General features: G+C 74.1%; 9 protein-coding genes. 5 read left to right on the top strand and 4 right to left on the bottom strand.

All coding sequences use genetic code 11. The features are described 5' to 3' along the window. The first annotated feature begins 73 nt into the window (after positions 1–73). Together ACIQK6_RS25940 and ACIQK6_RS25935 are read left to right on the top strand one after the other, a co-directional pair. Complete coding sequence (locus tag ACIQK6_RS25940; protein WP_329106200.1) at positions 74–1,018, top strand: methionyl-tRNA formyltransferase; 945 nt, start codon at positions 74–76, stop codon at positions 1,016–1,018. Between the two features lie 223 nt (positions 1,019–1,241). Next, positions 1,242–1,754 carry a hypothetical protein gene (locus ACIQK6_RS25935; protein WP_402695562.1) on the top strand — a complete coding sequence of 171 codons (513 nt, stop codon included), beginning with the start codon at positions 1,242–1,244 and terminating at the stop codon, positions 1,752–1,754. A gap of 25 nt (positions 1,755–1,779) precedes the next feature. On the opposite strand, the gene ACIQK6_RS25930 is transcribed toward ACIQK6_RS25935, so the two are convergent. Next, positions 1,780–2,715, bottom strand: a complete 936-nt coding sequence (locus ACIQK6_RS25930; RefSeq protein ID WP_329106198.1) for a LysR family transcriptional regulator — start codon at positions 2,713–2,715, stop codon at positions 1,780–1,782. 144 nt (positions 2,716–2,859) lie between these two features. On the opposite strand from ACIQK6_RS25930, the gene ACIQK6_RS25925 reads away from it, so the two are divergent. Beyond that, positions 2,860–4,068, top strand: coding sequence for an MFS transporter (locus ACIQK6_RS25925; RefSeq protein WP_329106196.1), 1,209 nt, complete (start codon positions 2,860–2,862; stop codon positions 4,066–4,068). Positions 4,069–4,116: 48 nt separating this feature from the next. Further along, positions 4,117–4,917, top strand: coding sequence for an arylamine N-acetyltransferase (locus ACIQK6_RS25920; RefSeq protein ID WP_402695561.1), 801 nt, complete (start codon positions 4,117–4,119; stop codon positions 4,915–4,917). Positions 4,918–4,971: 54 nt separating this feature from the next. Here ACIQK6_RS25920 and ACIQK6_RS25915 read toward each other — a convergent pair whose 3' ends face one another. The 3 genes from ACIQK6_RS25915 to nadE form a co-directional block, all read right to left on the bottom strand. After that, positions 4,972–5,733, bottom strand: coding sequence for a GNAT family N-acetyltransferase (locus tag ACIQK6_RS25915; RefSeq protein ID WP_329106192.1), 762 nt, complete (start codon positions 5,731–5,733; stop codon positions 4,972–4,974). 56 nt (positions 5,734–5,789) lie between these two features. Then, the gene (locus ACIQK6_RS25910) at positions 5,790–7,013 is read right to left on the bottom strand and encodes a SpoIIE family protein phosphatase (protein WP_329108232.1); all 1,224 of its coding nucleotides are present in this window, start codon (positions 7,011–7,013) and stop codon (positions 5,790–5,792) included. Between the two features lie 129 nt (positions 7,014–7,142). Then, complete coding sequence (nadE, locus tag ACIQK6_RS25905; RefSeq protein ID WP_329106190.1) at positions 7,143–7,973, bottom strand: ammonia-dependent NAD(+) synthetase; 831 nt, start codon at positions 7,971–7,973, stop codon at positions 7,143–7,145. A gap of 342 nt (positions 7,974–8,315) precedes the next feature. Between nadE and ACIQK6_RS25900 the strand changes: the two genes are divergently transcribed. Beyond that, on the top strand, positions 8,316–13,082 hold the full coding sequence (locus ACIQK6_RS25900) for a hypothetical protein (RefSeq protein WP_402695560.1): 4,767 nt from the start codon (positions 8,316–8,318) through the stop codon (positions 13,080–13,082). Positions 13,083–13,171: the final 89 nt, after the last annotated feature.

Genomic DNA, 13,171 nt, shown 5'->3' with positions numbered 1-13,171 from the left:
GGGGATGTTGCACAGTTAGGTAAGGCTTGCTTTACTCGTTCTGAAATCTGTCGCCGCTCCAAGGAGGAACCCCATGCGGGTCGTCATGTTCGGCTATCAGACGTGGGGGCACCGCACCCTGCAGGCTCTGCTGGAGTCCGAACACGATGTCGTTCTGGTCGTGACGCACCCGAAGAGCGAGCACGCGTACGAGAAGATCTGGAGCGACTCGGTCGCCGACCTCGCCGACGCCCACGGTGTCCCGGTGCTCATCCGCAACCGCCCCGACGACGAGGAGCTGTTCACCCGGCTGAGGGAGGCGGAACCGGACATCATCGTGGCGAACAACTGGCGCACGTGGATCCCCCCGCGCATCTTCAACCTGCCCCGCCACGGCACCCTCAACGTGCACGACTCCCTGCTGCCGAAGTACGCCGGCTTCTCACCACTGATCTGGGCGCTGATCAACAACGAGCCCGAAGTGGGCGTCACCGCCCACCTGATGAACGACGAGCTCGACGCGGGCGACATCGTGGTTCAGCGCGCCGTACCGGTCGGCCCGACGGACACCGCCACCGACCTGTTCCACAAGACGGTCGACCTGATCGCGCCGGTCACCGTGGGCGCCCTGGGCCGGATCGCGGCCGGTGAGACCGACTTCACCCGCCAGGACCGGTCGCAGGCCAGCTTCTTCCACAAGCGGTCGGCCGAGGACATCCGCATCGACTGGAACTGGCCGGCCGAGGACCTCGAGCGCCTCGTCCGCGCCCAGTCGACCCCCTATCCGGCAGCGTTCACCTTCCACCGCGGCAAGCGTCTGGAGGTACTGGCCGCCGTCGTCTCCGAGGGCCGCTACGGGGGCACGCCCGGCCGCGTGTTCTACCGCGAGGGCGAAGGCGTCGTGATCGTGGCCGGAGCCGACGCCCGCACCGGCCGCAACCACGGCCTCGCCATCACCCGGGTCCGGACCGAGGAGGGCGAAGAGATGCCCGCAGCCGACTACTTCACGACCATGGGCGGCTACCTGACGAGCCGCTGATCCTCGACGTCGATCCGCTCCGTCCCCCTCCTCGCGAGGGGGACGTAGTGCTAGACACGCTCGGCCGTCGATCGCTCGGAACCCGTCGCCACGGTGTCGGCGCGATCGATCCGCCCCGGCCCGCATCATGATCAATACCGGTATGGTGATACGGAAACTCCCTTATGCCATCCATCGGTTCACCGCACATGCGACACCCCACACACCGAAGCGACGCACACCCGTGAACGAAACAGACCGAGCCCCCATCGAGGACACCCGCTTCGGCGCGATCACCGTCCGCCAGGACGGCCAGGACCGCCTCGAGGTCGACGGCGCGGCGATCCCCCGCGTGAGCCTGGAGCGCGACCCGGCGACCGAAGCCGACCCGCAGATCGCCATCGGCACCCGCGACCCGGCACACCTCACCCTGCGGGTCGACGGCGCGGTGGTCGGGCTGCTGCCGGCCAAGGGCCGCCTGACCAGGCACTCCTACCGGGTGGACGTCACGTACGACGGGGCGGAGTACCGCCTGGTCCCGGACTCCGTCCCCAGCAGCCGCCTGACCCGCGACGGCGTGCACCTGGGCGACTTCTCCTCGGACGGCGACGAGACGGTCATCGCCGAATGGCGGGAGGACCGCGAGGTCCGGCCGGCGGACGCGGCGATCGGCTACGCCCTGGCCTCGGCGTTCGGCACGGGCGCCCAGCCCATGTGGATGGTGATCGTCGACGGCGTGACCAGCGCACTCCCCTGAGGATCGGCGCGCGGGCGGGGGCCGTTCAGCGCGGGATCACCCAGCCCGGCGCCCAGGTCCCGGCGGCGGCACGGCCGGCCGCCGTGGCGGCCAGATGGGCGCGGAGGGTGACCAGGGCCGGGTGGGGGTTGTCGCGGTGCCACAGGAACGAGTGCGGGTAGACGGGCGTCGGGTCGGTCACCGGGATGCGGCGCAGGCCGTGGTCGGCGGGCCAGATGAGGCGGGTGTGCTCGCCCATGAAGGTGGCCAGGGCCGGGGTGTCGGCGATGGTGTCCAGGAGCGCGTCGGAGCCGAAGTTGGGGCCGGTCGCCTCGATGGTGAGGCCGAACTCGGCGACGAGGTCGTCGTAGTAGGCGCCCCATTCGGTGCCGGGGACGATGCCGGGCATCCAGATCCGGTGCCCGGCGAGCTGGGCGACGGTCACCGACCGGGCGCCGGCCAACGCATGGGCGGGGCCGGTGAGCAGCTGGAGCGGCTCGTCGAGCACCCGGACGGACTCGATGTCCTCGGGAAGGGGCCGGCCGGGAGCGGCGACGGCGCGGAACGACGCGTCGATCGCACCGGACCGGATCGCGGCGAGGGCCGTCTCGATCTCGAACAGCATCACCACGTCGAGGTCGACCTCCGGGTACGCGCGGTGGAAGCCCCGCATCAGGCCCGCCTGCGCGCCGCGCGAAGCGATCACGTCGACGCGTAGCGGACGGCGGTCGGGGCGCACGGACGTGACCGCGCGCTCGGCAACGCGCAGCAGCTCGCGCGCATGGGGCAGGAACGCCTGACCGTCGATGGTGGGCTCCGCGCCACGGGGTGCGCGGGTGAACAGCCGCACGCCGAGGCTGCGCTCCAGTGCGGCGATGCGTTTGGAGACGGCCTGCTGGGTGATCGACAGGTCGACAGCGGCCTTCTGGAACTGGCCCGCTTCCGCAACGGCGACGAAGGTGCGTACTGCTTCGAGGTCCACGTCGATCCACCTTAGTGAACAACGGATGGTTGTGGGCAGGGGGCCGTGCAGTTGTTTGACCTGCTGCTGCGCTGCTCGGTTAGCTCTCCCGGTCAACGTCGGTTTGTTCGGGTGGGAGCGCTGCGCAGGGTGGGCAGGAGACGGTTGGGCCGGCGGTTCGGCTGGCTGTGGACGGCGTATGCGGTGAGCGCCTACGGGTCCGGGCTGGGGTTCGGCGCATTGCCGCTGATCGCCGTGCTGGCGTTGCACGCCGGTCCCGCCGAGGTATCCGCGCTGTCCGCGGTGGGGCCCGCGGTGGGCGCGCTGATCGCGGTGCCGCTCGCGCCGTGGGTGGAGTTCCGGCACAAGCGTCCGGTCATGATCGCGATGGACCTGACGCGGTTCGCGGTCATGGCGACGGTCCCGGTCGCCTACTTCTTCGGATGGCTGGGTTTCGTCCAGCTGCTCGTGGTCTCGGCCGTGGTCGCGGCGGCCAAGATCGCTTTCAGCGCGGCCGGCGGCGCCTACCTCAAGGCCCTCGTCCCGCCGGACGACCTGCTCGTGGCCAACGCACGCTTCGAGTCCACGAACTGGAGCTCGCTCGCGGTCGGGCCGCCACTGGGCGGGGCGGCGATCGGCCTGTTCGGGCCGGTCACCACGGTGGTGGCCGACGCGCTCAGCTACCTGTTCTCGGCGCTGTGCCTCACCGCGGTCCGAGGCCGGGAAGGGGCGCCGCACCCCACCGGCAAGGGCGCGGTCCGGGCCGGCGGGCTGCTGGACGGCTGGCGGCACATCATGGGGCATCCCGGTCTGCGGGCGCTCTACCTCAACCACGTGCTCGTCTCCGGCCTGGTCATGGCCACCGAGCCGCTGCTGGCCGTGCTCTTGCTGCGCCGGCTCGGCTTCCCGCCCTGGCAGTACGCCCTCGCCTTCGCCGCTCCCTGCATCGGCGGACTCATCGGGTCGCGGTTGGCCCGCCGTACCGTGGCCCGACACGGCCGGGACCGGGTCATCCGGACCGTCGGCACCCTGCGCGCCGTCTGGCTGATCGGCCTGGTCTTCGTCCGCCCCGGCGTCGTCGGCCTCCTCACGGTGATGGCGGTCCAGCTGGCGATCGTCATCAACATGAGTCTGTACACCCCGGTGCTCGCCACCTACCGGCTCGAACACACCCCCGCGCATCTCGTCGCCCGCACCCTTTCGGCCTGGTCGATCGGCCAGCAAGCGTCCGTCGCCGTCCTCACGGCGCTCGCCGGCCTGCTCGCCGACGTCACCGGCCCGCGCACCGCCCTCGCGGCCGCGGGACTGCTCGCCCTGACCACCCCGTTCCTGCTTCCGGCGGCCGCCCGTGAAACGGCTGGCCGATGGACCTAGGTCCATCCGCGTATGGCAGGGGCGGAGGCAGGTTGCGAGACTGCCGGGATGGAAGAGCTTCCCGCGTCACGCGTTGACGCGTACCTGCGGCGGATCGGGGCGCAGCGGCCCGGGGCGGCGAGTGCGGCTGCCCTGCGCGACCTGCACCTGCGGCACCTGCGGACCGTCCCCTTCGAGAGCCTGTCCATCCACCTGGGACAGGAGATCGTGCTGGAGGGGGCGGCACTGCTCGACAAGCTGCTGCACGGCGGCCGCGGCGGATTCTGTTACGAGCTGAACGGCGCGTTCGCGCTGCTGCTGCACTCCCTGGGCTACCGGGTGGAGCTGCTGCAGGCCCGGGTGCTTTCCGCCGACGGCGGGCAGGGCGTGCCCTACGACCACCTGGCGCTGCGCGTGGAGTGCGAGGACGGCCGCCCGTGGCTGGTGGACGTGGGCTTCGGCGACCACAGCCACTTCCCGCTGGCCTTCGACGAGCGCGGCGAGCAGACCGACCCGGGCGGGGTGTTCCGGATCGCGGCGGCCGGTGGCCCGGAGGGGGACCTCGACGTCCTTCAGAACGGCGTGCCGCAGTACCGGCTGGAAACGCGCCCCCGGGTCCTGTCCGACTTCGTGACCGGTGCGTGGTGGCACAGCACCTCGCCCGCGTCCGGTTTCACCCGCAAGCCGGTGTGCTCGCTGCTGACAGAGACCGGCCGGACCACCCTCAGCGACCGCGTGCTGACGGTCACGGCCGACGGGGAACGGACCGAGCGGACCCTGGCCGACGACGCCGAGGTCCTGGCGGCCTACCGCACGCACTTCGGCATCGACCTGCCCCGCGTCCCGGTCCCCCTGCACCCCCGCCCCTGAAAGGCCGGGCACGGACGGCGCACGGCACGGAGGGCGCGGACGGCGCTCACGGCGTCAGCTGCGTTCGAAGCCGTGCGAGTGGCCTATGACGGCGAAGCCGCGGCGCTCGTACCAGTGGCGCGGCCAATCCGCGGCGTCGGCGGTCAGGAAGCGGAACTCGCTGCCGTGGGCGGCGGCCAGGCGCAGGGCGCCCGCCAGGACGGCGTCGGCGTAGCCGCGACCGAGGTGGGCCTCCGAGGTGATCAGGTCCTCGATCTGGGCCGTGCCGGTCGCCCGGTCGACGTAGAGGTCGGCCCATGAGGCGACCTCGCCCGCCTCCGTACGGGCACCGATGAACCGGACGACGTCCGCCCCGCGCCGGCGGGCCTCGCGCCGGTCGACGAGCTGGCGCAGGACCTCGTCGTCGGCGTCCGGGAGGAACCCCCGCCAGCGGCGGGTCAGCGGTACGCGCAGTGCGTCGAGGTCCACCTCCTGCGCGGGTCCGGCGTCCGGCACCGGGCCCGTGTGCAGCATGACCAGGTAGGTGGAGTGGGTGTATCCGGCCCGGACCAGCGGCCCCGCGCACGCCCGGCCGGTCTCGTCGTCGAGTACGGAGATCAGCCGGTGCGGCAGGTGCGCCAGGGCTTCCTCCGCGAGGGCGGGCAGCGCCTCGGGGTCGACGGCCGCGTCGATGACGAGCTGGTTGTTCGCGTAGGACTGCGCGTACGCGTCGTCGTACACGGCGAACCCTCCGGGAAGGACCCTCGTGCGCGCGGCCTGGCGGCGGGCGAAGTCCGAAAGGAAGGCATTGACGCGCTGGAGTGCGGGGCTCGGCATGGGCCGAGCCTATGCAGCCGGGGCCGTGGGCGCCTGCGAATTCCCCGGGGCGGCCGTCACAGGCGCAGGACGACCAGCGCGGTGTCGTCGGTGATGCCGACGGCGGGAATGAGATCGGCCAGCAGCGCGTCCGCGAGGGCGTCGGGCTCGGCGGTGCGGTGCCGTACGAGGGCGTCGGCCAGCCTGCCCAGACCGACGTCGATGTCCTCGCGGCGGCGTTCGATGAGCCCGTCGGTGTACAGGACGAGGGTGGAGCCTTCGGCGAAGGCGAGCTGTTCCTGGGGACGGGGGGCGTGTTCGGGCCGGGCGCCGAGCGGGGGGTCGGTGGCCCGGTCGAGGAAGGTGACCGTGCCGTCGGGGTGGCAGAGCAGGGGCGGTGGGTGGCCGGCACTGCTGTAGGTGAGGGTGCGGCTGTTCCAGTCGATGAAGACGGACACGGCGGTGGTGGACTCGGCGCCGTCGACGGAGCGGGCGTACAGGCCGAGGACCTCCAGGGCCTGGGCCGGGCCCTCGGCGACGTGGGAGGCGGCCGACAGGGCGCTGCGCAGCTGGCCCATGACGCCGGCCGCCCCGAGTCCGTGGCCGACGACGTCGCCGACGGACACGGCGGTGCGACCGGGCCGGTCGACGAGGTCGTACCAGTCGCCGCACACGTTCAGGGCCATGGTGGCGGGCCGGTAGCGGACGGCGGCGTGGTGGTGGCCGAGCGGGCGCGGCGCGGGCAGCAGGGCCTCCTGGAGGTGGAGGGCCACCTCGCGCTCGTGGGCGTGCGCCCGGCGCAGGCGTTCGTTGACCTCCTGGAGCTCCCGGCCACGGGTGTAGATCTCGGCCTCCAGCACTTGGGCGTGGTCACCGCCGTTGCGGGAGCCGGCCCGGATGAGCTCGGTGACTTCTTCCACGCGGTGCAGGAGCAGTGCCACGGTGCCGTCGGGGGCGAGGACGGGGACGTTGACGGGGCTCCAGTAGCGCTCGTGCCAGACCCCGGACCGGTCGGGGTACTCGACGTCGTAGCGCTGGACGGCCATGGTGTCGGGCTCCCCGGTGGCCACGACCCGTTCCAGGGAGGCGCGCAGGTTGCGCATGCCGTTCGCCGCCGGATCGTTGGGGTTGTCGGGGAAGACGTCGAAGAGGTAGCGGTCGATGAGCTGCTCGCGGGTACGGCCGGACGTCTCCACGAACGACTCGTTGACGTCCAGGTACACCAGGTCAGGGGTCAGCAGTGCGACCGCGCCCGGAAGGGCGTGGAAGACCGCGTGATAGTCGATCCCTGATCCGTCCACATCCACCTGTCCGCGCGCCACCGCCGGGTCATGAGGTCGCTTCCACGATAGGTGGGGGCGTGCGGGGCGGTCCCGTCGTCGGCCCGGCATTGAGCCGTTCGGCTCAGTGCCGGGCCGGCGCGGGGCGGCTCAGGGGGCGATCGGCAGCTGTCGCTTGTGCTCGGTGAGGCGGTAGCGGGTGACGATGGCCGCGAAGGCGGTCCCCGCGACGGGCTTGCCCTCGAGGAGGTCGTCGATGTCGTCGTAGGTGACGCCGAGGGCGTCCTCGTCGGGCTTGCCCGGGTCGAGCGTCTCCAGGTCCGCGGTCGGGGTCTTGTGCACCAGCTCGGCGGGCGCGCCGAGCTCCTGCGCGAGGGCGCGCACCCGGCGCTTGGTGAGGCCGGTGAGCGGGACGACGTCGGCCGCACCGTCGCCGAACTTGGTGAAGAAGCCGGAGACCGCCTCGGCGGCGTGGTCGGTGCCGACCACCAGGCCCTCGTGCGCGCCCGCCACCGCGTACTGGGCGATCATGCGCTGCCGGGCCTTGATGTTGCCGTGCACGAAGTCCTGGTGGTGCGCGTCGCGGAAGACCGTGCCGCCGGCCAGCGCCGCTTCCAGGGCGGCGTCGCTCGCGGACTTCACGTCCACGGTCATGACCCGGTCGGCCCGGATGAAGTCCAGCGCCAGCTGCGCGTCCTTCTCGTCGGCCTGGGTCCCGTAGGGCAGTCGCATCGCGAAGAACGTCGCCTCGTGCCCGGCGGCGCGCACCCGCTCGACGGCGAGCTGGCACAGGCGGCCCGCGGTCGTGGAATCCACGCCGCCGCTGATGCCCAGGACCAGTGCGCGCAGACCCGTGGAGGTCAGCCGCTCGGCGAGGAAGGCCACTCGGCGCTCGATCTCCTGCCGGACGTCGAAGGACGCGCTCACCTGGAGATCGCGCGCGATCTCCTGCTGCAGGGATATGGACGCCAGGTCGGTCACGGTTGCTCCTCGCTCGGGCCCGTGCGCGGGTCGGCACGCGCCGCCCGGCCGGGGTCACAGTCACGTGTACGGGACGGAAGCACTCTAGAGGAAGGCCGGGAGACGAAAGCCCGTGGCCCGGGAGGCCGGGGGCCGGGGCCGGGAAACCGGGGGCCAAGGCCGGGAAACCGGGGGCCAAGGCCGGGAAGCTGGGGCCGGGAAGCCGGAACCTGAGCCGGGGCCGGGAGGCCAGGGCCCGGGGCCGCAGCCGGGAAGCCGGGCTGGGGCCGGGGCCGGGAAGCCGGGCCGGGGCCGCTCCGCCTCGGCCGGGTGGTGTCAGTGGTCCGTGCGACGATGCGAAGCATGATCGTCTCGCTCGATGCCCTGTTGCCCGCCTCCGGTCCGCACGCCTCCACCACGTACGCCGACTGGGTCGCCGCCCACGACCCGGGTGCGGCCGGGGTCGCGCGGGACCTGATCGACGACATGTACACCGAGCTCGGCCGGTCCCACGAGAAGCCCGGCCGGTTCGTCGACACGATGACGGCGCGGGCGCGGCGGCTGCCGCCGGCGCACCTGCCGTGGTTCTGGGACACGGTGGGCCATCGCCTGATCGGGTACGGGAGCCGGCCGGGCGGGCGGGCCTACGCGGCGGCGCGCGCCGCCGAGGCGGAGCACGGGCTGCCGGTGGATCCCGGCTACCGCCGGGCCAACGCCCTGCTGTTCGCGGCGGGTGGAGCCATGCCGGCCAAGGAGTTCGGGGCCCATCAGCGCTTCCTCGCCGAGACCCTCGATCCGGCGGCGGCGCACACGGCCCTGGAGGCGTTCCTGACCGCGTGGGCCGGCTCGCGGGCGGACCTGCCGGCGGATCTGGTGCGCCGGGTACGGGCGTCGGCCAAGGCGGCCGGGCACGGTGACGACGAGGCCGCGCGGATGGTGGGCGCGATCCTGTCGGTCACCCGCGGGAAGTCGGTGCCCGAAGCACTGCTGACCGCCGCCGAGGCCGTCCTGACGGCGCATCCGCCGGCGGACGCCATCCTGGCCGGACTGGTCGAGGTCTTCCCGGCCGGGGTCACCGACGGCGGGGCCTGGCTGCGGATGCTGATCGGCTGCGGAGCGACGGAAGCGATGGCGGCCGGGCGGTTGGTGCCGCAGGGCGGGCTGGCGCACTGGGTCGGACAGTTCGTCCGCATGTACCAGTACGCGCTGCAGTCCGGCGGCGGGGTCTCCCGGCAGCCGCTGCCGGCGGAACTCCTCGACCTGGTCGTCCGGCTGGGCCCGCAGCTGCGGGCGGCGGGCACCCCCGTCGCGGTGCACACCACCCGGTACCACTACCAGGGCTTCGACGCGGACGTGCTGGACGCCTGCCTGGCGGCCGGGGCCGCGGTGGTCGACCCGGGCCCGGAGGTCCGGATGCGGTTCTGGGGGGAGCGGTCCCGACGGGACCTCGTCGCGCTGGCCGCGGACCCGGTGTTCGGCCCCCGCCTGGAGGGGACGGTCCACGCCGATCTGCTCCCGGACCACTGGACCGCGCGCGGGCGCCGTACCGGGTCCGCGGTGACGCTGCTGCCGGGCAACGAGGGCATCGCCCACGAGGTGGCCGGGCGGGTCGGCAAGCTCGTCTCCGCGGTCGGGGGCGGCGGCATGGCGGGGGCCGAGGAGGCCGTGGCCGAGCTGGAGACCCTGCTGGACCGGCCGACGGTGACGGCCCTCGGCGGGATCGTCGACGCCCTCGCCGGGGCGGGGGCGGCGGGCACGCTGCGGCGTTCGCTGGCGGCCGGCCTGCCGGAGGAACTGGCCTGGCCGGCCCTGGAGTCGGTGTACGCGGGGTTCGCGGAGCCAGCCGTGCCGGCCGCTTCCGTCGAGTCCGCGGCGACCCCGCCGCTGCCGGGCGTCGCCGGGGTGACCTGCACCTGGCCGGTGCTGACGGTGTTCGGGCGGGACCGGGCGGTCGCCGTCGCCCCGGACGGGGAGCGGGGCTCCTGCCGGTTCGCGGTTCCCGAGGACGCGACCCTGTTCGCCGTGCACTACGTGGGCGGCTCCTTCCTCGTGAGCTGGACCCTCAAGCCGAACCCGTACTTCTGCGACACCGCAGTCTGGGCGGACCGCCCCGAGGAACCTTTCGAGCCCGCGGAGTTGGGCGGGATGGTGCCGTTCGGCGGCAGCCTGGACGGGGCGTACGGCTTCCAGTTCGAGAGCGCCGACGGGGGCGGTCGCCACAGCGGCCTGCGCGTGCTGCGCCCGGGGGACACCGAAGGCATCGACGGCGAGGAACTATTGCTGGGCGACGGCTCCCGGATCTGGACCAACACGATCTACGGGCGGAAGCCGTGGGAGGTGGTCGACCCGGTCACCGGGGAACGGCGGGGAGCCGTTGCGCTGCCGCACTTCCCCGGCCGCGCACCGGGCACCGATCCCGCCGCGGAGCCGTCCGAGGCGGGAATGAGCCTGGACTCGGAGGCGCTGCAGCTGGCACCGCTGCCCGCCGGGTTGTCCGACTCCCCGCTGGGCAGCCGGGACGGATTGGTCGGGACCCGGGTGCTGTTCCGCACCCGGCACCGCGACCACGCGCCCGACCACTACCTGGTGGAGAGCGTGGACGGGCGTACGGCCCGCTTCGACATCGACCGGCCGGGGCAGGAGCCGTGGGGCCTGTGGGCCGCGCCGGAGGGCGCGGTGGAAGACGTGGTCCTGGCCGAGGCGCAGACCCCTACGGGTGTGCGCGCGTACACCGCCGACGGCGTCCTGCTGTGGGAGCTGGACGGGCACCACTCCCCCAAGCACCCGCGGGTGAAGCCGGCCCGGCAGGTCACGGTGTCGGCGGGCGTGGCCCTGCCGCCCGCCTTCTGGTACCTGCTGCGCACGCGTGACGCGGCCGGGTCCCGGGCGCTGCGGAGCGTGGACGGGCAGACGGCGCAGGCGCTGCTGGCGGCCGCCCTCACCGGCGAGGAGGCGCTGCGCGCGGTCGTGGCCCGGGAGTTGCCGGAGGTCACCGACCCGGTCCTGGCCGGGGCGGTCGTGGCGGTGGCCGGGCGGGCGGCCCGGGTGGAGGAGCGACGGCGGGCCCTGCACCGGCGCGTGTCCCTGCTCGCCGAGGCCCCGCCGGTCGTGCTGCGCAGGTCCGCGCGGGACACCGAGCTGCTGCCCGCGCTGTTCGGGCTGGTCCCGGGCGGGGAGGAGGACGCGCGCGGTCGGACCCGGGACGTGGCCCTGCCGGCGACGCTCGGCGCGCTGGCCGCCGACGGCGCCTGCCTGGCCGGGACGATCGTGGAGGAAGTGCGGCGGCTGTCGCCGCCCGCGCCGCCGCACGACTGGTCGCAGCTGCTGGGCTCGATCGACGCCGTGGCGTGGCGGGCGGCGGTGGCACCCACCCCGGACGCGGATCGGGCCGCCCTGCTGGCACTGTTGGACACCTGGGCCGACCAGCCGTTCGCCCGTGCGGGCAGCCGCTGGTGGGTGGGCCGGACGCCCGGCTCCGCGGACCTGGACGGGCTGCGGGCGGGCGGGACGGCCGTGGCGTCCGCCGCACTGCGGTCCGGCGGGTCGGCGTGCTGGTTCGTGGCGCCCGCCATCGGGGATCCGGACGGCGACCCGGTGCCGGCGGCGCTCCCGCAGGCCCGCCCGGTCCGGGTGCGGCGGGACGACGCCGCCCGGCTGCGGGCCCTGGTGGCGGCGGTCGAGGCGCAAGGGCCGGTCCCGGTGCCCGAGTCGGCAGCGGCACGCTTCGCGGAACTGACCGGTGTCCGGCGGGCCGTGGCCCGGCTCGTGGTGGCCGGTCTGGTCGGCCGGGCCCATCGGGACGAGGACCGCGCCCTGGCGTGCAAGGCCCCGTACCGGGCGACCGCGCTGACGGCCGGGGCGTACGAGGAACTGCGTGCGCGGCTCGGGGGCGTCGGTCAGCGGGCCGTCCTGGCCGCGGCCCTGCCCGAGGACCCGGCCGAGCTGTGGCGGCCGGGCGGGGTCGATGCGGCCGCGGAGCGGATGGCCGGGGTGTGGCGGGAACTGCTCGGCGCGCTGCCCGCCGTACACGACGAGGCGGCGGACGCCCTGGAGACCGACCTGGGACTCGGCGAGGTATGGGCCCGGCGGTTGGCGGGTGGCTGGCAGGCCGCCTCGGACACGACCGTGAACGCGCCCGTGGAGGCGGCCGGCTGGGAGCTGGCTGCGACCCCGTACGGCATCGGGGTGGAGGTCCGGGCCGTACCCCCGGCCGAACCCGAGCTGCCGTACGGCACACCGGTGGGACTCGACCTCCTCGGGATGGCGAGCGCGCTGGTGTGGGCCTGGACGGACCGGCCCGTCGGGGATCCCGCGGTGGCCGGCGCGATGGACGTGTACGAGCGGCTGCGCGCCGAACTGGCCCGTCCGGAGCTGCTGCTGGCGCTGCCCGGCGGCCGGGTCCAGGACGCCTCGGCGCGGATCGCGGAGCGCTTCGGGCCCGGGCTGCTGCCGGTGGCGATGGACGACCGCAAGGAGGAGGGCCCGGTCCCGGTGACCGCGTACGACTCCGGACCCCTGGTGGTGTGCGCGCCGGGCGGCGCCTCGTTCCTGCGGCCCGCCGCGGTCACCGACCCCGAGGTGTGGCGGCGGGTCCGCGAGGTCACCGACCTCACGGAGGAGTTGGACCGGGTGGCACCGCTGGTGGCCGGTGGCGGGCTGGAGCGGATGATGCTGCGGGCCCGCTCCGGACCGGTGCCCGCCGGTGCGTACGAGGCGGATCCGCGGCGGTCCTGCCCGGAGCTGGTCACGCGGGCAGCGGATGAGCTCGGCGTCGGCGCGGACGCGGCGGCGCTGTACCTCCAGGTGGCGGCGCTGGCCGCCCCCACCGACCGGAACGTACGGCGGTGGAACGGCTGGTCCGCCAAGCGGCACAAGGAGGTCCAGGCGGAGCTCCTCGCCACCGGCGCGGTCATGGAGGCCAAGCGGGCACGGGCGGGCCGGACCGTGTTCCTGCCCGGGGAATGGACCGAGCTGAAGGCCCCGAACCTGCCGCTGGAGACGGTGAAGCTGGCGACCCACCAGGTGCGCCCGCTGTGGAGCAACTCGGTCCGCGCCCCCTTCGGCCGGGTGCTGCCGACGGAGCCCCTGCACGAGGTGTTCGCGCGGGCCTGGGAGCGGAGGCCTGCCTAGGCCCTGTCGTCAAAGTCCCTCCCCCAGCTACCGCTGGGAGGTGCCCCCGGGCCCGCGACGCCCGGCACCGCACCTCGCCGCGTTGTCGG

This window comes from Streptomyces sp. NPDC091682, assembly GCF_044756625.1.
Lineage (GTDB): Bacteria > Actinomycetota > Actinomycetes > Streptomycetales > Streptomycetaceae > Streptomyces.
This window is presented reverse-complemented; position numbering and strand designations above follow the sequence as displayed.